This window comes from Brevibacillus antibioticus (assembly GCF_005217615.1).
Taxonomy (GTDB): domain Bacteria; phylum Bacillota; class Bacilli; order Brevibacillales; family Brevibacillaceae; genus Brevibacillus; species Brevibacillus antibioticus.
In genome coordinates this window covers 278,569-297,868 of record NZ_SZNK01000001.1, presented here as the reverse complement: position 1 = coordinate 297,868, position 19,300 = coordinate 278,569, and the positions used below count along the sequence as shown (strand labels likewise).

Annotated in this window: 18 protein-coding genes and 1 pseudogene; 5 read left to right on the top strand and 14 right to left on the bottom strand. The window is 49.2% G+C overall.

Translation table 11 applies throughout. The features are described 5' to 3' along the window. Window positions 1–3: 3 nt before the first annotated feature. Together E8L90_RS30040 and E8L90_RS30535 are read right to left on the bottom strand one after the other, a co-directional pair. Entirely contained in the window at window positions 4–177 is a 174-nt protein-coding gene (locus tag E8L90_RS30040) for a hypothetical protein (RefSeq protein WP_167497570.1), read from the bottom strand. Further along, window positions 137–560: pseudogene (locus E8L90_RS30535) on the bottom strand (histidine kinase dimerization/phospho-acceptor domain-containing protein); the annotation flags it as partial. The gene E8L90_RS30040 and the pseudogene E8L90_RS30535, both read right to left, overlap by 41 nt. A gap of 496 nt (window positions 561–1,056) precedes the next feature. On the opposite strand from E8L90_RS30535, the gene E8L90_RS01360 reads away from it, so the two are divergent. Next, window positions 1,057–3,549 carry a U32 family peptidase gene (locus E8L90_RS01360; RefSeq protein ID WP_137027670.1) on the top strand — a complete coding sequence of 831 codons (2,493 nt, stop codon included), beginning with the start codon at window positions 1,057–1,059 and terminating at the stop codon, window positions 3,547–3,549. Window positions 3,550–3,580: 31 nt separating this feature from the next. Beyond that, window positions 3,581–3,811 carry a DUF1128 domain-containing protein gene (locus E8L90_RS01355; RefSeq protein WP_007722824.1) on the top strand — a complete coding sequence of 77 codons (231 nt, stop codon included), beginning with the start codon at window positions 3,581–3,583 and terminating at the stop codon, window positions 3,809–3,811. 65 nt (window positions 3,812–3,876) lie between these two features. Here E8L90_RS01355 and E8L90_RS01350 read toward each other — a convergent pair whose 3' ends face one another. The 3 genes from E8L90_RS01350 to fabF all read right to left on the bottom strand — a co-directional run bounded on the left by E8L90_RS01350 (window position 3,877) and on the right by fabF (window position 6,831). Then, window positions 3,877–4,950: a DUF4179 domain-containing protein gene (locus E8L90_RS01350; protein WP_137027669.1), complete on the bottom strand. Its 1,074-nt coding sequence runs from the start codon at window positions 4,948–4,950 to the stop codon at window positions 3,877–3,879. After that, window positions 4,925–5,473 (bottom strand): sigma-70 family RNA polymerase sigma factor, encoded by a 549-nt coding sequence (locus E8L90_RS01345; protein ID WP_137027668.1) that lies wholly within the window; start codon window positions 5,471–5,473, stop codon window positions 4,925–4,927. Before E8L90_RS01345 ends, E8L90_RS01350 begins: the two co-directional genes overlap by 26 nt. 125 nt (window positions 5,474–5,598) lie before the next feature. Further along, a complete protein-coding gene (gene fabF / locus E8L90_RS01340) occupies window positions 5,599–6,831 on the bottom strand; it encodes a beta-ketoacyl-ACP synthase II (RefSeq protein WP_137027667.1) in 1,233 nt (410 codons plus the stop codon). Between the two features lie 135 nt (window positions 6,832–6,966). Here fabF and E8L90_RS01335 point away from each other — a divergent pair, with 135 nt between their 5' ends. Further along, on the top strand, window positions 6,967–7,830 hold the full coding sequence (locus E8L90_RS01335; protein ID WP_137027666.1) for a helix-turn-helix transcriptional regulator: 864 nt from the start codon (window positions 6,967–6,969) through the stop codon (window positions 7,828–7,830). Between the two features lie 328 nt (window positions 7,831–8,158). Here the strand turns inward: E8L90_RS01335 and cimA are convergent, their stop codons facing one another. The 9 genes from cimA to tnpA all read right to left on the bottom strand — a co-directional run bounded on the left by cimA (window position 8,159) and on the right by tnpA (window position 17,376). Beyond that, window positions 8,159–9,781 (bottom strand): citramalate synthase, encoded by a 1,623-nt coding sequence (gene cimA, locus E8L90_RS01325; RefSeq protein ID WP_137027665.1) that lies wholly within the window; start codon window positions 9,779–9,781, stop codon window positions 8,159–8,161. A gap of 119 nt (window positions 9,782–9,900) precedes the next feature. Then, the gene (locus E8L90_RS01320) at window positions 9,901–10,740 is read right to left on the bottom strand and encodes an alpha/beta hydrolase (RefSeq protein ID WP_137027664.1); all 840 of its coding nucleotides are present in this window, start codon (window positions 10,738–10,740) and stop codon (window positions 9,901–9,903) included. Window positions 10,741–10,843: 103 nt separating this feature from the next. Then, window positions 10,844–11,935 carry a YheC/YheD family endospore coat-associated protein gene (locus E8L90_RS01315; RefSeq protein WP_137027663.1) on the bottom strand — a complete coding sequence of 364 codons (1,092 nt, stop codon included), beginning with the start codon at window positions 11,933–11,935 and terminating at the stop codon, window positions 10,844–10,846. A gap of 117 nt (window positions 11,936–12,052) precedes the next feature. Beyond that, the gene (locus E8L90_RS01310; RefSeq protein WP_137027662.1) at window positions 12,053–13,246 is read right to left on the bottom strand and encodes a M20 metallopeptidase family protein; all 1,194 of its coding nucleotides are present in this window, start codon (window positions 13,244–13,246) and stop codon (window positions 12,053–12,055) included. Between the two features lie 73 nt (window positions 13,247–13,319). Beyond that, a complete protein-coding gene (locus E8L90_RS01305) occupies window positions 13,320–14,318 on the bottom strand; it encodes a histidinol phosphate phosphatase domain-containing protein (protein WP_137027661.1) in 999 nt (332 codons plus the stop codon). 154 nt (window positions 14,319–14,472) lie between these two features. After that, on the bottom strand, window positions 14,473–14,949 hold the full coding sequence (locus E8L90_RS01300; RefSeq protein WP_137027660.1) for a dihydrofolate reductase: 477 nt from the start codon (window positions 14,947–14,949) through the stop codon (window positions 14,473–14,475). Then, window positions 14,946–15,740 carry a thymidylate synthase gene (locus E8L90_RS01295; RefSeq protein ID WP_137027659.1) on the bottom strand — a complete coding sequence of 265 codons (795 nt, stop codon included), beginning with the start codon at window positions 15,738–15,740 and terminating at the stop codon, window positions 14,946–14,948. The genes E8L90_RS01300 and E8L90_RS01295 overlap by 4 nt, the downstream gene beginning before the upstream one ends. A gap of 182 nt (window positions 15,741–15,922) precedes the next feature. Then, window positions 15,923–17,014, bottom strand: coding sequence for an IS200/IS605 family element RNA-guided endonuclease TnpB (tnpB, locus tag E8L90_RS01290; protein WP_137027658.1), 1,092 nt, complete (start codon window positions 17,012–17,014; stop codon window positions 15,923–15,925). A gap of 2 nt (window positions 17,015–17,016) precedes the next feature. Next, a complete protein-coding gene (gene tnpA / locus E8L90_RS01285) occupies window positions 17,017–17,376 on the bottom strand; it encodes an IS200/IS605 family transposase (protein WP_137027657.1) in 360 nt (119 codons plus the stop codon). Between the two features lie 136 nt (window positions 17,377–17,512). Between tnpA and pdxR the strand changes: the two genes are divergently transcribed. Both pdxR and E8L90_RS01275 read left to right on the top strand, forming a co-directional pair. Further along, window positions 17,513–18,952, top strand: coding sequence for a MocR-like pyridoxine biosynthesis transcription factor PdxR (gene pdxR / locus E8L90_RS01280; protein WP_137027656.1), 1,440 nt, complete (start codon window positions 17,513–17,515; stop codon window positions 18,950–18,952). A gap of 117 nt (window positions 18,953–19,069) precedes the next feature. Continuing rightward, window positions 19,070–19,270 (top strand): hypothetical protein, encoded by a 201-nt coding sequence (locus tag E8L90_RS01275; protein WP_137027655.1) that lies wholly within the window; start codon window positions 19,070–19,072, stop codon window positions 19,268–19,270. The last annotated feature ends 30 nt before the right edge of the window (window positions 19,271–19,300 follow it).

Sequence of the window (19,300 nt, the reverse complement as noted above, 5' to 3'; positions counted from 1 at the left end):
GGTCTATTCCCCTTCGCTCGGGAGCCTTCGCTGTTCTTCTCGCTGCTGCCATTCTTTCAGCTCGCTTTTGATTTGATAGAGTTCTGCACGTGTTTCGAGCTTGAACGCTTTTAATTCACTCCTGATGACAGCCAACTCATGTAAGAGTCGCTCCCACACCTCTTGTTCTTTGTCCATGTTCGCCTCCTTTTTCGATCGTATACACGGCAGGCAGTTGAATCGTCACCTGCGTTCCGTGCCCGTATTCACTCTGAAAGTGGATCGTCCCTTGCATCGCCTCGATGATCCGGCAGGTTACCATCAAGCCGAGACCTGTTCCTTTTTCCTTTGTAGAATAAAAAGGCAGCCCAATCGAGTTCATTTAAGACCAATCGGATGTATTCCACGTTTTTCGGATTCGTCTCCTCACGCAACAATTGGACAAAGCCTCGTACCACTGTGAGTGGATTGCGCACTTCATGGGCGACACTGGCTGCCAGCTCGCTGATCAGGTTCAGCTTTTCCGAACGTTCGACCTGCTTGCGGATCATATGAGATTCCCGAATAAACTCGATGAAATAACCGGCTCCACCTTGTACGATCAAAGCGAGGTAGCCAATTTCCACTAGCGGCTCCAGGTAATCGTTATGAGAACGCCATCGCCACCCAGAACGATCCTTACAACAAGCATCACCAAAATCGTCAAAATGCCCGGGATATAACCCGCTTATAAAATGGTAATAATGATCGGTATCGAGCGTAAATCGTACGCCATACCATTACTGAGTTGTACTGGAAAGCTCATCGCCAAAATGACACGGATCGAGCTACAAACGATAACCATTGATGACTTGACGCTTATCTTGTTCGAGGTTATGTCTTTGATGATTAACATATATCGGTCCCTGTATATCTCAGAACATTTTGATTTTTCTTACAGAATACCATCACTAGGTGTCTTTCTGGAAGGCACATTTTCAACATCTGGCAGAAAGGATGTTTTTGTTGCGGTGACCAGCACATTTCCCTATGATGAAGAAGAGCTTGTTTGAAGACCTTGGAGGTAATGACATACAAATGCGAAATGGTATAAAACGTGAAGATATCGAGCTGTTGGCACCTGCTGGTAACTGGGACTGTTTGAAGGCAGCCGTAGCCAATGGAGCCAATGCCATCTTTTTTGGGGTAGAAAAGTTCAACGCGCGTGCGCGTGCTGAGAACTTCCAAATGGCGGAGCTGCCTGAGATTATGGCTTATTTGCACATGTACGGGGTAAAGGGCTTCCTTACCTTTAATATTCTCGTTTTTGAAAATGAACTAGAGGATGCACGCGAGTTGATAGACGCCTGTATTCACGCTGGCGTAGATGCTGTGATCGTACAAGACCTCGGTCTTGTAAAGATGATCCGCGAGATTTCTCCAGACTTCCCGATTCACGGCTCTACACAAATGACGATTACTTCGCCGGAAGCGGTGGAGTTCACGAAGCCATTTGATATGGAACGCGTGGTACTCGGTCGTGAAAATTCATTAAAAGAGATCAAAAAAATCGGAGAAAAAGCAAAGTTGCCGATGGAAGTATTCGTCCACGGTGCCTTGTGCGTTTCTTATTCCGGACAATGCCTGACCTCAGAAATGTGGGGGGGACGCTCGGCAAACCGCGGAGAGTGTGCCCAAGCCTGTCGCTTGCCGTATGACCTGATGGTAGACGGTGTGCAAAAGGATATGGGAAATATCGCTTACGTGCTGTCCCCGAAGGATTTGGCTGCCATCGATTTGGTTCCTGAATTGATCGAGGCTGGCGTGACTTCCTTTAAAATTGAAGGTCGTCTGAAAACACCTGAATACGTGGCAAACGTCGTGAGTAAATACAATGCCGCCATCGAGCGCTATTTTGCTGGACAAGATACAGGACCAACCGAGGTAGAAGTACGCGAGCTGCAACAAAGCTTCTCTCGCGGGTTTACACACGGATTTTTGACTGGGACAAACAACAAGCAGCTCGTAGATGGATCGTTCCCGAAAAGCCGCGGTGTGTTTTTGGGAACCGTGAAAAAACTGCTTCCTACAGGCGTTTTGGTGGAAATCACTGCTCCTGTCAAACGCGGAGACGGAATCGTGTTCGACGCGGGTGATCCCACGCAAAAAGAAGAAGGCGGTCGCATCTACGATATTTTGAGCCGCAGTAAAAAAGTAGAAGGCGAAGTTTCCAAAGGCATGTACGAAATCGTTATGGGACGCAATGACGTGAATCTGAAGCGTCTTCACGTCGGTGACCGCGTATGGAAAACAAGTGATCCTGAGCTGGATCGTCGCCTGCGCAAAACGTTCGAGACAGAAAAGCCTTATCGCACCTTCCCACTGTCTGTTCACGTAAGCGGCAAGCTGGGTGAAAAGCTTAGCGTCACTTGGGTGGATAAACAGGCGAATCACGCTGTCAGTGTTCCTTCTGAGGTGCTTTTGGAGACTGCTTTGAAGCGTCCTCTGACGGCTGAATTGCTGCACGATCAACTCAGCCGTCTGGGCGGAACCATTTTCCACCTGGAAGCTCACGATCTGACTGTCGATCTCGAAGGGGATCTCATCGTACCTGTCAGCGAGTTGAACCGGATGCGTCGTGACGCGGTCGAACAGCTCGTGTTCCTGCGCTCTAAGCCGCCGATTTATCACCATCACGATATCAACGTATACGCGGATGCCCCGAAGAGCCAGCCAGTGGAAAAGCCGCTCCTGACAGCACTGTGCCGCTCGCTTGAGCAATTGGAAGCAGCCGCGCAAACCGATGTGGACTTCCTCTACGCTGACTTTGAATTCGTCAAGCAGTATCCAGAGGGTGTCAAGCTGGCCCATAAGTACGGGAAAAAGATCGGGATTGCTACGATGCGCATTCATATGCCGGATGAAAACGGTGTCCTTGCCCTGATCGCGAAAAGCAAGCCAGACGCTATTCTGGTGCGCAATACGGGAGCACTCTACTACTACTTGTCTCGTCGTGATGAAATCGACATTCCACTGATTGGCGATTTCTCCTTGAATGTCGCGAACCACAAGGCAGTTGAGCTGTTCCTGGCAACAGGTCTTGAGCGCGTCACGCCATCGTACGATCTGAACATCCAGCAAATGGTCGATATGCTCAGCCGCTCAAACGCTGCGAACATGGAGCTCGTTATCCACCAGCACATGCCGATGTTCCACACGGAGCACTGCGTATACTGCACATTCATGAGTGAAGGTACTGACCATACAAACTGCGGAACTCCATGTGAGACCTCCCGCATTTCTTTGAAAGACCGCGTCGGTTTCTCTCACCCTATACGTGTGGATACCGGTTGCCGCAATACCGTTTATAACGCGATTGACCAGTCAGGTGCTGAGTACTTGAGTGAGTTCCGCTCCCTGAATGTCGGTAGCTATCGCATCGAGTTTTTGGAAGAAGAGCCAGAGCGCGTGAAAGAGGTAATCAGTCTGTATCGCAAGGCATTGCGCGGAGAAGTGAGTGGTACACACGTATGGCGTACACTGAAAGCAACCAACCAGTTGGGCGTCACACGTGGGCAACTGACGAAATAAATACCAGCTTTGATGAGAGGAGAGAGAAAGTATGGCTGACCTGAATCAACCGACTGTAGAAAACCTGGCCGTTATTATCGAGGGCATCAAAGCAAAGCTGAACATGGCGAATACGGCGGTGATGCGCCCGGAGGATTTCGATCTCGTTCATTACGAGGATTTGCTGTACCTGTACAACATGGTGCAGAAAAAAGCGGCGTTTGGTATCAATGAAATGACCGCCATCGTTGAAGAACTGGGTGCGATGAGAAAGCAATCCTAGTTTTTACCCTGATCAAATAAAAAAGCGTCGCTCCTGTACGTGGAGGGACGCTTTTTTGCGCGGTTTTATTTTTGCAAGGAAACGGTAAACGTATGGAACTTGATGTTTTTTCCATGCTTTTGTATCGTCTCGATTGCCGATTGGATCAGTGTTTCTTTCCCTTTGCCATCGATTTCGACACCGCCACCGTTCGTAGGCCATGACATATATGGCGTGATCGTTAATTCTTTTACATCCGCTGCCACTGGGTCGAAACGTCTTGTACCCGTGAGATACTCTTTGCCGTCGGACTTTTTACCTTGGCTGCCGCCTGAGTACGCTCCCAGCTCGTTCCCTTTTTCATCAACCACCTTGAATTCCAAATAGCTCGATAAATACCCAATTTCCTCCGTTACTGCCTGGAAGCTCACAACCAGCCCTGCTGGACCCATTGTGACATCCGAAATCGTCAGGTCAATGCCTCCAGCTTGTTGCTTGTGATTAACCGGAATGCGTTTCGTATCTGTACGTTCACTGATTGGTAGGGAGAAGCTCCACTTCTTGCCGTCCTCCCCCTGGAGGCTCAACCCTAGCTTGAACTCCTGAGGCAAGCCATTCATTGCGTCGATTTCGACAATTCCGGTCGCAAGCGTCGGAGTAATTTGTGTTTGGGTGCTGCTTCCTGCATATCCAAATGCTTCCCCGTTCACTGTCAAATCTAGTGAGGAGCCTAAATAATGCTCTCCGACAGCCTCCTTCGTTTCTAATGTGTACCCAATCGTAAAGCGTGTCCCATCATAGTAGACTTCATTGACAGTAATCGCGTTTCCACCCACTACCTGCGACTCGCCGATGACAGTCGTTAAGCCTTTTTCACTCGCTTGCTTCAATCCGCTGTCACCGTAAGTCGCGAATATCGATCCGATCAGAGGCACCTTGGAGACCAGGTTCGCCATCGCGGGTGAGACAGTCGCTGAGCTAAACAAAATACCTACTGCAACGACCGCAGCCCCTGTGCTATACACCAGCTTCCTTTTGTTTAGGCGTTTTCTTTGTGGGGATGCTTCTCGAACCGTTTTGGTGATAATGTCGTCCAGCTTCTCTGTAGGGACCGGAATGCGATCTACTTGCTCTTTATAGGCATGAATTTTTTCTCTCATTGAAATACTCCCCTTTCAGCTTCTTCCTTAATAGAGTTAGCCCTCTGTGTATGTTCGTTTTCACGGTGCCTTCCGGGCAATCTAGCAAGGCTGCGATTTGCTTTACAGAATAGTCCTTATAAAATCGTAGCAAGAGAACCGTTACATACTTTTCTTCGAGCTCTTCCATTGCTTCCAAAAGGTCTATTCGTTCTTCCAGCCTTACACCTTCTGTATCTCGCATATTTTCGATCATGTCTTTACTTAGCGAAATGACCTTTCGCTTTTTAGCCAAATAGGCAATCGCCGTGTTGATCAAAATTCGCGTCAGCCATGTCGTAAAATATTGATCGTCCTTTACGGTTGAAATGGATATCAAGGCCTTATAGACTGTTTCCTGAAAAACCTCCAGCGCATCCTCTTCGTTGCGCGTGTACACGAAAGCCATCTTGTACAGATTTGCTTTTTCCTGATGCATGAGCATTTGGAATGCCTCTGAATCACCGGTCTTGGCGCGTGCAACGAGACCCAGCTTTTTGTTCAATCTGTTCCCCTCCTTTTCTCCCCTGTTAGAGAAATTAGGACTGTAAAACGTTTCACATTTTTTACCGAAATGAAAAAAGCCTGCTTTCATAGTCTACCGGAGACTACGGAAACAGACTCTATCCGTTACACTTTTTTCAACACAATGACTGCGTTGTGGCCGCCAAAGCCAAAGGAATTGGACATGCCGATGTCGAGCGTGGCTTTGCGTGCTGTATTTGGCACATAGTCCAGATCGCAGTCCGGGTCTTGCTCCTCCTGGTTGATCGTCGGGGGAATGATTCCTTCCTGCAAGCTCTTAATCAGGGCGATCGCCTCCGCACCCCCTGCTGCACCAAACATATGTCCCGTCATCGATTTGTTCGCGGTGATTGGTACATGGTACGCATGGTCGCCAAACAGCTTTTTGATCGCTAGTGTCTCGGAGCGATCTCCGATTTCTGTGCTGGTTGCGTGCGCGCTGATGACATTCACGTCTGTCGGTTGCACCCCTGCTTCCTGGAGGGCCCATTTCATCGCACGATAGGGACCGATTCCTTCTGGATGTGTCGCCACCATATGATAGGCGTCAGAGCTTGCCCCATAGCCAATCACCTCGGCATACATGCGGGCGTTTCTTTTCTTGGCGTGTGATTCTGATTCCAAGATTACAATTCCGGCACCCTCTGCCATGACAAACCCATCCCGCTTGGCATCAAATGGCCGACTCGCTCCTGCTGGATCATCATTTCTTGTAGACAATGCCGTCGCATTGCTAAAGCTGGCGAGAGATATGTCTGTCACTGCGGCCTCAGACCCTCCTGCGATGACGACATCCGCCCCGCCCGCCCGAATGAGCCGGAAAGCCTCTCCGATGGACGTATTCCCAATCGAGCAAGCAGTAACAGGTGACATTGTCGGACCGTATAGACCGTACTTGATGCTGATCATCGCTGCTGCCATGTTGGAAATTAGCATGGGAACAAGCGTCGGGCTGACCCGCTCAGGCCCTCGTTCACGAAGAACGTTATGCTGCTCAAGAAGCGTCCCTACCCCACCGATGCCAGAGCCTACATAAACCCCGATTCGCTCGCGGTCCAACTCGTCCAGCTGAAGTTCTGCATCCTCTAGTGCTTCTTCTACAGCAGCAAGGGCAAACTGGCAAAAGCGATCCATTCGCCGCGCTTCTTTGCGCCCAAACCGCTCCACCGGATCAAAATCTCGCACCAAACCTGCGATTTTCGTTTTATTTCGTGCTGTATCAAAAGTATCAATTGGAGAGATACCAGACTTTCCTTGCACGAGACTGTTCCAAAACTGATTCACTGAATTCCCTATCGGGGAGATTACTCCCATTCCTGTGACAACGACTTTTTCCATGGTAAGCCTCCTATTCGAGTGCCTTATGGAAATCATCTTGTCACACGAGTTATCCTATTACAAGTTGTTGTTTATCCTAGTATAATGAGTACTAGTCTAACAAACTTACCCAGTTGAGGAAAAGGAGGGTGTTCCATGAATCAGCAAACGCGTTTGCAGGCACTGTCTACTTTTTTGAAAGCGCAACGCGCCAAAATCCTGCCACAATCGATCGGGCTGGCTCCTGGGACGCGTAGAAGAACACCTGGGCTACGAAGAGAAGAAGTGGCTCAGCTTGCCGGGGTTAGCTCCACCTGGTATACATGGCTGGAACAAGGCCGCGATATCAAGGTCTCGCCTTCTGTTCTGGATGCGGTAGCAAGAGCCTTGCAGCTTACTGTCGATGAGCGCAAATATTTGTATGCGCTGGCACTGGATACAGGCACGGGTGTCGGGCAAGACGTGCAAAAAGATGAACCACCGCAGATCAATCCTGCCCTGAAACGAATCTTAAAAGAGTTGCGCTCGTGTCCAGCCATCATTTCAGATCGGCGCAGTCATATTGTGGGCTGGAACGAGGCAGCCGTACATGTCTTTCTTGATTTTGAACAAATCCCTTATGAAGAGCGCAATTTGATCCGACTGGTGTTTACGCGAAAGGAATTACGGCGGCTGGCCGTCAATTGGGAGCATTTCGTCAGTGGCTTTCTCGCGATTTTTCGCGCCAATTACGGTCAGTATGTAGAGGACGAGTGGTACGAGCAGTTTTTAAGCGAGATGCGGCAGGTTCATCCCGACTTTCACGATCTGTGGGAGCAGAGTCGCGTCAGCTCAGCGCCGGAGGTTTTACTGGAATTCCGTCATGCGAAGGTAGGGAAAATGCTCTTTGATCTGACTTCGCTGCAAGTCTCCGGGAATGCGGATTTGCGTTGCAGCATTTACACGCCTGACCCGAATTCTGCCACGGAGACAAAGCTGCGGCAGCTGATTGATCGGCCGGGTTCTTCTGTCCAACCTTAAAAATCTGGGTTGAGTCAACATGGTGGAGGAGAAGAAAAAGCACAGTTCTCTTCGACTCTGACACGCCAGCAGGGGGATTGACTGGCCGTCTCCATTTCCAAAAGGGGACCGTCGAGCCAAAGCCACCCTACGGGCGGATGCTTCTCAGGGAAGAAGTGTTCGACAAGCGTGGTCCCCTTTTGGAAGTTCCGACTGGGTAGGCGTTGTCAAGGTCTACGAGCCCTGTGCTTTTTCTTCTCACTAGCCTTGTACGTTGATCGTTACCTTTTAAAACTTGCAAACCAAAGGAAAACCAGCCCGGCGGTATCTGCCCGGGCTGGTTCCTTTGTTAATGATTCACAATTCCTACACGCGTCCCGGAGGAAGCAAGGCTTCCGACTTCCTCGCAGCCTTCTTTCCACAGCAAGTAACGGATACTGTCTGCCAGCGCTTCCCAGCTCGCTTCGATAACGTTCGTGGAGACGCCGACTGTGCTCCACTTTTCGCCGTTGCTCGAGGATTCGATTAGGACACGTACTTTTGCGGCTGTCGCGCCGTTTTCGTCCAAAACACGCACCTTGTAATCTTCTAGCTGCATTTTTGCTATGCACGGGTAGTAGCTCTCCAAAGCTTTTCGCATCGCATTGTCCAGCGCGTTCACCGGACCGTTGCCATCAGCCGCCGTATGGACAGACTCCCCGTTCACCCGCAGCTTCACGGTTGCCTCCGATGTGATCGATTGGATAGCTGCCTTTTCCAGCATAATTTTGAAGGAGTCTAGCTTGAACAGGTTTTTTAGCTTGCCGGAGGCTTCCAGCAGCATCAGCGTGAGCGAAGCCTCTGCTCCCTCATATTGATAGCCTTGGAATTCGCGCTCTTTGATATGTGTAATGATTTCTCTCGCCTTTTCGCGGTCCAGCGAGAGGTCAATCTCGAGTTCTTCCATTTTGGCGAGCAAATTGCTTTGTCCTGCGAGCTCTGAGACGAGTACGCGACGTTTGTTGCCGATGTTTTCCGGCTCGATGTGCTCGTACGTTTTCGGATCGCGCATCACGGCACTTACGTGAATACCGCCCTTGTGAGCAAAAGCACTGTAGCCTACAAACGGCTGGTTGTTCGGCATCGTCATGTTGGCAATTTCCGCTACATAGCGAGACAGCTGTGTCAGCTCCTGCAATTGATCACTGCTCACACAATGATAGCCCAGCTTGAGCTGCAAATTCGGAATCACGGAGATTAGGTTGACGTTCCCGCAGCGCTCACCGATACCGTTAATCGTTCCTTGGACTTGCTGTGCGCCCGCCTGAATCGCAGCTAGTGCATTGGCAACCGCCACTCCACTGTCATTATGCGGATGAATGCCTACAGGCGTCCGTAGATGGCCCACAGTCGTTTTGACAATATCATAGACTTCATGCGGCAGTGTCCCGCCGTTTGTATCACAGAGAACAATCCATTCAGCGCCAGCCTCTTCTGCTGCTTCCAGCACCCGCAATGCGTAGCGTGGATTCGCCTTGTACCCATCAAAGAAATGCTCTGCCAAAAAGAGAGTCGTCAGTCCGTTTTCTTTTAAAAATGCGACCGAATCAGCGACCATGCGCACGTTTTCTTCCAACGTCGTCTTGAGAGCATCCGTCACGTGTAAGTCCCATGATTTCCCGAAGATCGCCGCTGCCGAAGCTCCGCTTAAGATCAACGCTTGCAAATTCTCATCATCCGCCGCTGCTACATTCGGTCTACAGGTACTGCCAAAAGCCGTTACCTTTGCGTGCTGTAGCGAAATCTCCCGGATACGCTCAAAAAAAGCCATGTCCTTTGGATTGCTGCCAGGCCAACCGCCTTCAATAAAATCGATACCAAACTGATCCAGCCGCAGTGCGATCTTTATCTTGTCTTCTACCGACAGGCTGATCCCCTCTCCCTGCGTACCATCTCGCAGGGTCGTATCATACAGATACACCTTGCTATTCATGTTTCTTCTCCACCTGTTCTGTTGTTTTTCTGAATAATCACATCATTCGAACCGTTAGAACGATTCCCAGTATACCACAGCCCAAATGGAAAGAAAACGCGGGAAAATTGAGGTTTTTTCTATGTCCGTGGGGCGCGGACAAATGCGACGGTTTGCTTGATCGCAGCTTCCAACGGAGCCGATGTACCCGCAAACGGATGACGCGTGTTAAATGTATGATCTCCGCCTTCTATCCAGTGCAGCTCGCTGTTTTTCGCAGCCTGATGAATTCTTTTTGCACCCTCTACCAGACGGACATAATCTTTTTCCCCTGTGATGATGCACAGTGGTTGCTCCATCGTAGAAACCAATTCCAAAATATCGTATTGTTGGCGATTGTTGTCTACATCCTCGATCACAACTCTTGTAATTGGCATGTCTTGACCGGTTCGTGCATTTGCTATGTATCCGACGCCTGTCTCTTCTATTTGTCTGCGCAGCTTCTCATCAAACAAATCGACGTGAGCGATTCCGTTCCAGGTCACAATCCCTGCCACATGTGGGTTGTTTGCTCCGAATAGAATCGCGTCACCGCCGCCTTTGCTGTGTCCTAGTACGTACAGCTTTGTTTTGTCCACATAATCGGGTACAGGAAGCTCGCCTGACAAAATCCGTTCCGTCAACGCTTGCAAATCAGCCAATTCACGCGCATACGTATTGCGCCCGAATTTCTCCAGCTCGTCGAACTCCGTCAAGCTCTCCCCCACGCCATTGCAGCTAAAGTTAAAGCGAATCGTGGTAATGCCTTGCTTAGCCAGCTCATCGGCTACGTAGGGAAAACTCCCCCAATCTTTGAAGCCTTTAAAGCCGTGGCAAAACAGCAGGAGTGGCTGTGCTGAGCCTGCCGCTTCCTCTGTATGAATGTCTCCGCGTAGTGTTAACTCCTCGTCGAGTGCGATGGAAAATGATTGTTTTTGCATGTGCGTTTCACCTCTTGTGCCATTTTTTTATTATTATGCCGTGTCCCCCTCTTAAAAGAAACGAAAAGAACAAAAAAAGACCTTCCTCTATGGAAGATCCTCTTTAGTTCACTGCATTGTCTTTATTAACAAGATACAACGCATACTCCAACGGCCGTCGAACCGCCGTCGCATATCGCTTGTGCTGACGCATCTGCTTGAAAATTTCTCTACCTGGCTTCGGATTGATTTCGATAATCCAAACCTTCCCATTAACATCAATCCCCAGATCAAAGCCAAACTCCATCATCAGGCCGAAATGCTCTTCAATGCGTGTAACTGTCTTAATCGCGAGCTCCTTGCATTCCTGTACAATCCGCTCTGCCATTTCCTGACCAAATCGTTTGACCAGGAAGGAAACAGCAGGCAAAGCGGTTCCCCCTCCATGCAAATTCGAGGTGGACGATTGGATCGGCCCAACCCGAATGCCCATTCCGGTCAAACACCATTGACCCTTCCCGTCCTTTTGCACGAGTAGGCGAGCATCTACTGTTCGCTTGGGAACCAGTGACAACTGTAGCCCCTGTTGAAGAAAAAACTGCTCGTTTCCGCTCTTCTCATTCTTCATCCAATGCTCCAGCCGCTCGCACACCTCTGTGAGCGTCGCCAGTTTTTCACAGCTTTTGGCTTGCTGCTTGGTCCTGCCATGCAAAAGGTAACGACCTGCTCGTTTCTCCACACGCAGTATGCTTCTGCCGCCTGTGCCGTTTGTTGGCTTGAGATAAACCAGACGATGATCGGCAAGCATCGTGGCAAGCGTTTTTCTGTCGTAGGGGAGTGTTTCGGGAAGCCAGCGCTGTAGCTGTGGATCTTGTATCAAAATCTGATGAACGACATATTTGTTCGAGAAGCGATTATTCGCATAACGGAACCAATTTTGCTTGCGAAATGGCAAGTAGGCGCTATGCTTGGGTAATGGATAGTAGCGATAACGGTCGATGACGATATCGGGCCAGGCAAAACGCTTTCGTCTCCACTTCGTGCCATCTGGTACATAACCGTTAATCCGCTTTTCTTCAAAATGGACATCTTGTGGGCTAAATAAAAAAACCTCTGCCCCCATTTCTCTCCCTGCCTCAACCAGCCTTCGCAAATAGCCGGGCTCGACAAAGCCTGATTCTCTTCGGTAGGTCAGTACGCCTATCCGTTTTCTCACCGAAAGGCCCCTCCCTCCCTTATTCGATTTTCTAGCTATCCTCGTATAGCTTATGGTTGAAAGCAAAAAAAGCGCCTTTGTCCTATGTAGGCAAAAGCGCATCTTTCATGCGTTTTCTTATCGTTGCTGTGTTTCCAAATAGTGCAGCGCTGTTCGTCCCAAGAGCTCGCCTGCGATGAGCATGGCATCCTCGTCGATATCGAAGCGGGGATGGTGGTGGGGATATGTCGCCAGTTTTTCCGGATTGCCTGCCCCTACAAACAAGTAAGCGCCGGGCACCTTTTCCAAATAGTACGAAAAGTCCTCGCCCCCCATCAACGGCTTCATCGATTCCACACGACCAGCTCCAAATGCAGTAATGGCTGCTTCCTGTGCAATCGCTGCTTCTTTTTCATGGTTAATGACGGCTGGATACCCCCGATCGTAGACAACCGTAGCGCTGCCTCCCATCATAGCAGCTGTCCCCTCCGCAATTTCTGCCAGGCGCTGCTCCGCACGATCGCGGACGTCTGGCAAAAAGGTGCGGACAGTCCCTGTCAAACGACAGCTATCTGCGATGATGTTCGTACTGTCTCCGCCGTGGAACGTCCCCACGGTCACGACCACACTTTCTAACGGGCTAACGTTGCGGCTGGCAATCGTTTGAAGATGACCGACGATTTGTGAACCGATCACAATAGAGTCGACGGTTTCTTCCGGAACAGCTCCGTGTCCCCCTTTTCCTTTGATCTCGATGGAAAAGTCGTCCGTATTTGCCATGAGCGGACCTCCACTAATGAATACCTTTCCTACAGGGAACATCGACCAGAGATGCACGCCAAAGATTGCATCGACGCCATCTACAGCACCATCCTGAACCATTTGGGTAGCTCCGCCCGGATTTTCCTCTTCTGCATGCTGAAAAACAAAGCGAATTTCACCGGCAAACTGGTCACGATGTGCTGCCAAAACAGAAGCGAGTCCTAGTAGCTGGGAAGTGTGCGCATCATGACCACAAGCGTGCATGACACCGGGTACGGTAGATTTATACGGTACCTCTTTTTGATCCTGAATCGGCAGCGCGTCAAAATCCGCACGCAACGCGACGACCTTACCCGGGCGCCCTCCGCGCAAAACGCCAATGACTCCCCTACCGCCGACACCTGTGCGAACCTCATCGAAGTGAAGTCCTCTCAATATTTCGGCAATAAGGGCTGGAGTCTTCTCTTCTTGAAAGGAAAGCTCGGGATGCTGGTGCAGATGACGCCTCCAGCTAATGATTTGCGGCTCCATCTCTTTGAGCAGCTCTCTTAATTGTTCCTGCAAGGCCATGGTTCTTACTCCCCCCTGGATTCACTATTCTTGTCCCATCATAGCAGAATCATGGGACAAATGGGGAGCTTGACTAATCCAGAGCGAGCATGCTGCGTTTTCGCTTTTCAAAAACCGCAAAGCTCGTATAGCCTACCCGTTTCAACTGCGCTCGAGCCTCGTCCAACTGCTGACCGACTTGATCAGGCGCAGTAGCGCTAGACGCCAAAGTGATGGGCACTCCATTCTGGAACAAAATTTCCAGAAAACGATAGCTGGGCGAAAATTCACGGAATTGACTCGCCAAACCGTAGCCTGTATTGAGTTCTGTCGCAATCCCGATACGTCCAAGAGCCCGGGCCACACGCTGATAATACGGCAATAGGGCAGTCTCATCCGGTCGCATACCAAACGCTTTGATGCCATCGATATGGGCGATCACATCGAATAATTGCGATTCGATCGCCTGCTCCAGCTTATCAAAATAAAGGCTGTACAATCCGATTAGCTCCTGTCTTCCAAAGCGTTCTTGTGCACCCTGGATCGAATAGCCCCAGCCTTCCAGAAAATGCACGGCTCCTATGCACACATCCCACGGATATTGATTGATGACATGCCGCAGTGTCTCTTCTCCACCCGAAAAATAATCCAATTCAATCCCAACACGCAGCTCAATTCCATCCTCCGCCCAACGAAGCCGCTCTTTTTGCAGGAAAACAACAAAGCTGTCCAGTGAATCGTTTGCGACCTGACTCAGCCATTTGCGCTGCGCTGCCCCCAAACGATCAGAGCCGATATGCATATGCTGTTCGTAGTACGACCGATACTCATGAAAACGATATAAGTGCTCGACCACGCAAACTTGCTGAATCCCAGCCTGTTTGGCACGTAATCGATACAATTCAAGCCAATCTCGTGAATACGGGCCTTGTTGTAGGCGTTCTACCAACCCATTGGTCAGCAAGCTTGCCCATCTTCGGCTCCCCATCACTTCGGCATTCTCCACGAGGGGGCGCAATGATTCCGCTTGCTTAAGTAACCAGTCCAGCGAATACGGCCCTTCCTCCAGATGGACGTGAAAGTCTACCTTCACCCGATCACCTCCTTAGGTTCGTCCCTGCTATTTCCTATCGTTATATATGCGTTTGGCTCCACACATATGTCGAGTATTCACATGACGAACGACCTAGTAGAAGAGGTAAAAAAAGAACAAAAAAAATGCCTCAGCATCGAGGCATTTTTGCTTATCAGCTATTTTTTCGCTCATACACGCAAAACGCATGCGGATGAACGTTCTTCTCATCCACGATACCCTCACGCTTGTCCACCAAGATATAAGCATTGCGATCCCATGCCGGGAAAAACGTATCGCCCTCTGTTTCCAAATCGATCTCTGTAATGTACAGACGATCAACGACATCGAGGAACTGGCGATAAATTTCCGAGCCGCCAAAGATAATGACATCACCCATGGCAAGCACTTCATCCTTCGTATGAACGACATCTACACCTTCAGGGTGAAATTCCTGGCTGCGTGTCAGAACGACATTTCTGCGGTTAGGCAGCGGCTTGCCGATCGATTCGAACGTTTTGCGTCCCATTACGATCGTTTTGCCTGTCGTTAATTCCTTCACATTTTTCAAGTCAGCAGGTAGATGCCATGGCATGTCGCCATCTTTTCCGATGACTTGGTTGCGGGCATAGGCAACAATCAGGCTGATCATACGGCCACCTCGCCTTTGATGTGCGGGTGGGATTCGTAGCCAACGATTTCTATATCTTCGTATGTGAAGTCAAAAATCGAAGTCACATCTGGATTGAGCACGAGCTTTGGCAGTGGTTTCGGCTCGCGAGTGAGCTGTAGCTTGACCTGCTCGATATGGTTGAGATACAGATGAGCGTCTCCGATCGTATGAACAAAATCGCCCACTTCAAGCCCTGTGACATGCGCCACCATATGCGTCAGCAACGCGTAGGAAGCGATATTAAACGGCACACCCAAAAATGTGTCGCCACTGCGTTGATACAGCTGGCAGGACAGCTTGCCATTCGCTACGTAAAACTGGAACAGCAGGTGACATGGCGGCAATGCCATCTTGTCCAATTCAGCCGGATTCCACGCACTAACGATCAAGCGGCGAGAGTCCGGATTGCGTTTGATCTCATCAATGACCCATTGAATCTGGTCCACTGTTTTGCCATCGCGTCCCGTAAAGGAACGCCATTGGCTTCCGTATACCGGGCCTAAATCTCCGTTTTCATCGGCCCATTCGTTCCAGATTCGCACGCCGTTTTCCTGCAAGTAGCGGACATTGGTATCACCCGATAAAAACCAGAGCAATTCGTGGATGATCGATTTCATATGCAGCTTTTTCGTCGTGACCATGGGAAAGCCTTCACTCAGGTCAAAACGCATCTGATGCCCAAAAACACTGGTCGTTCCGGTGCCTGTCCGATCCTCTTTTGTGACACCCTCATCTAATATGCGCTGGCACAAATCCAGGTATTGTTTCATCGTCCATCTCTCCTTCCATCTCATCTATTTTACCTAACCCAGACGAAAAGGAAAGGTCGGAATGTCATGTTATAATAAATGGTTGACACTCCCCATGCCTAAAGGCGGGGGATTCTTAGGTAGTCACTCCTAACGGAATGAATTTTACCAAGCTATCCCTGTGTGTCCCACAGTTTAGTTGACTACGCCAACAATCGAAGTCCTTCTTGCTCAATATTGATCGCAGCGTTTTGGTCACGATCATGTTGTACGCCACAGTGCGGGCATATCCAACTGCGCAAGTTAAGACTTTTCACTTCTTTGTTGCGGTATCCGCAGTTTGGCGTTGAGCAGAGCTGGCTTGAAGGAAATTGTTTTCCCACAATGGAGACCTTTCTTCCATACCATTCTGCCTTATACTCCAGCATCGTACGAAACATCGACCACGAAGCATCTGCAATGGATTTGGCTAACTTGTGATTTTTGACCATATTTTCCACTTGCAAGTCCTCCAAACAGATCACTTGGCTTTCGTTAATCAGCTTGGTTGACAACTTATGTAGAAAATCGTTACGGGTATTTGCAATTTTTTCGTGGAGTCGAGCTACTTTGGTACGCGCCTTGTTCCGGTTGTTGCTGCCTTTTTGTCTACGAGATTGAATCCGTTGCCACTTCGCCAGTTGCTTTTCATACTTGCGATAGTATTTGGGATTTGCTACCCTCTCACCAGTAGAGAGAATGGCGAAATCCTTGATCCCAAGGTCAATCCCAACTGTTCGTTCCACTTGTAGGAGTAATTGACTCTCCGTTTCACACAATACGGATACAAAGTATTTACCTGAAGGATTGCATCTAATCGTAGCCGATAGGATTCGCCCTTCAACTTCTCTGGATTTAGCAAACGATACCCATCCCAGCTTAGGAAGTTTGATGCGATTGCTTTTTATTTTGATGTTCATCTTGCATGTATAGGATTGCTTTGGGTTCTTCTTGCTCTTGAATTTGGGATAGCCTTTTTTCTCTTTGAAAAACTTTTTGTAGGAGGAATCCAAATCTTTTAAGGTTGATTGTAGGGCAGTGGAGTCCACTTCTTTCAACCATCCGATTTCTTTTTTAAGTTGCGTGAGCAAAGCAGAACAGTCGTTGTAATTCAACGTTTTGTTTTCTTGTTCGTAAGCATCTTTTCGTTTCGCAAGAAAGTGATTGAATACAAAGCGAGTACATCCAATTGTCTTGTTGATGAGTGTTGCTTGTTCTTTGTTTGGATACAAACGGAATTTGTAGGCTCTATGCAAGTTCAATCATTCCTTTCTTTTTGAGACTCCATGTAGTTCTTAATCACATCGAGTTGCACCGTGCCAACCGTTGCAACAAAGTAGGAGTTTGTCCATAGCGAGGGAAGTCTGCTTTTGAGAGAATGTTTTACGACTCGGTGGATTCCGAAATGCGGATCGCATTTAATGAGCAAATGAACATGATCAGGCATGATTTCCATTTCAACAACTTCACGTAGTTCCACTGCCTTTTCAAGAAACAACTCTTTTAATCGAATGTCTACTGGCTCTTTCAAAACCTTTTTACGATACTTCGGACAGAAAACAACGTGATATTTACAGTCAAATACGACATTGTGGTTACTTTCCACTGATCTACTCAAAACCATCACCCATGGTTAATTATACCACTTCCTTAGCACCCCCTACAGGGGATGCAGAGCAAAGTACCTTATATCCCCATAGCTAAAGCAAGGGGTTTTACGGCACGAGTAATAAATATAGAAAGCGGGATTCGTGATGGATGGCAAATCTTCTGTTCCTACAAAGCCTTTATATAAACAAATAGCAGAGCAAATCGAGCAAAGAATCAGCAGTGGTGAATTCGGTCCTGGCAGCTATTTGCCCTCGGAGCGCACGCTGGCCAAAGAACTGAACGTTAACCGTTCGACCGTCGTCGCTGCGTACGATGAGCTGCAAGCAGCAGGCATGATCGAGCGCATACAAGGAAGTGGCACCATCGTCAGCCAAGATATTTGGGGACTGGCACGGACCCGCGTTCCGAACTGGCGTCATTTGACAGAGTCGGGGTCGTTTCGCCCGAATTTACCGTTAATTCGCAAAATCCGTCGTGAAACACAGGAAAATGACTTGATCGATTTGGCGAGTGGCGAGCTCTCGACCGATCTCGTCCCCAATCAAACGCTCCAGCAGCTCATGACCCCCGATGACTTCCCGGCCCATCTCGGCTATGATCATCCGCAGGGCAATTGGGCTTTACGAGAGACATTGAGTCTCCATATGAAAGCATGGCGAAGCATCGAAGCACCCGCTACCTCGATCATGATCACGTCAGGAGCGCAGCAGGCCCTTCATCTCGTCGTTCAATGCTTGTTAAAGCCAGGGGATGCGGTTGCCATTGAGGAGCCGTCTTATTGTTATTCCTTGCCGCTTTTTCATTCTGCTGGCTTGCGTACGTTCTCGCTGCCTGTAGACCGAGACGGAATCGACCCGAAGCACTTGGCCCAGCTCCACCGTCAGCACCGCGTCAAAATGGTTTTTCTAAATCCGAATTACCAAAACCCGACAGGGACACTACTTTCATTGGAGCGGCGCCAGGAATTGCTCGCGTTCTCCTATAAAAACGGGATTCCAATCATCGAGGATGATCCATACAGCCTGACCAGTTTTTCGAGAGAGCCCGTCCCCACCTTAAAATCGCTCGATCAACACGGAACAGTGCTCTACATCAGCTCTTTGACCAAAATCGTCGCCTCAGGTCTGCGAATCGGCTGGATCGTCGGGCCACCTACTGTCATGGAAAGACTGGCAGACGCGAAACAGCAGTTTGATTTTGGACACAGCATTTTTCCGCAATGGCTGGCGAATCGCTTTCTCGGATCGCCTCAGTTTGCGAGTCACATCGATCTTTTGCGAACAGAGCTGTCCTTACGGCACGATCAGCTTGTCTCCTCGCTTCAAGACAAGTTCGGTGATCAAGTAGAAATGGTCGGTTCAGAGGGAGGCATTCACTTGTGGTGTAATTTCAAAGGGGAATGGAGCGGCGAAACTCTTCTCACAGAATCAGTTAAACGGGGAGTTGTCTTCGTTCCGGGACATCTTTTCGGGGCAGAGCAAGGATATGTCCGCTTCACCTTTGGCAGAGCTACCACAGATCAGATCCCTGAGGCAATCTCGCGCTTAGCGGATGCATTCACAGCAAGTGGATGGTCAAAATAATCCCCAAGTGGATGGCAACATTTTTGTGCGGTCGGTATATGATCGAGGTAAGCTATCGCATGCATCCTCGTTTCTATCCAGCAGGATGACTGTGCCATACAGAAAGGACTGGCTGTTATGAGTATTTTGCCTTTCATTATTGCTATCATTGTACTTGTTCTTATAGGTCTCGTCGTTACCATAAAAATCGGAATGAACCCATCCGAATCCAAAGTGCGGGACTTTAAACAACGTTCCCGCAATCTTTTGATCATTTACGGCATGATTACGATCGTTCTGGTCATTGCATTGTCCGTCTTTCTCTACAACAACCTTTGATCAATCTCGAACGCTATGTGACATGAATAA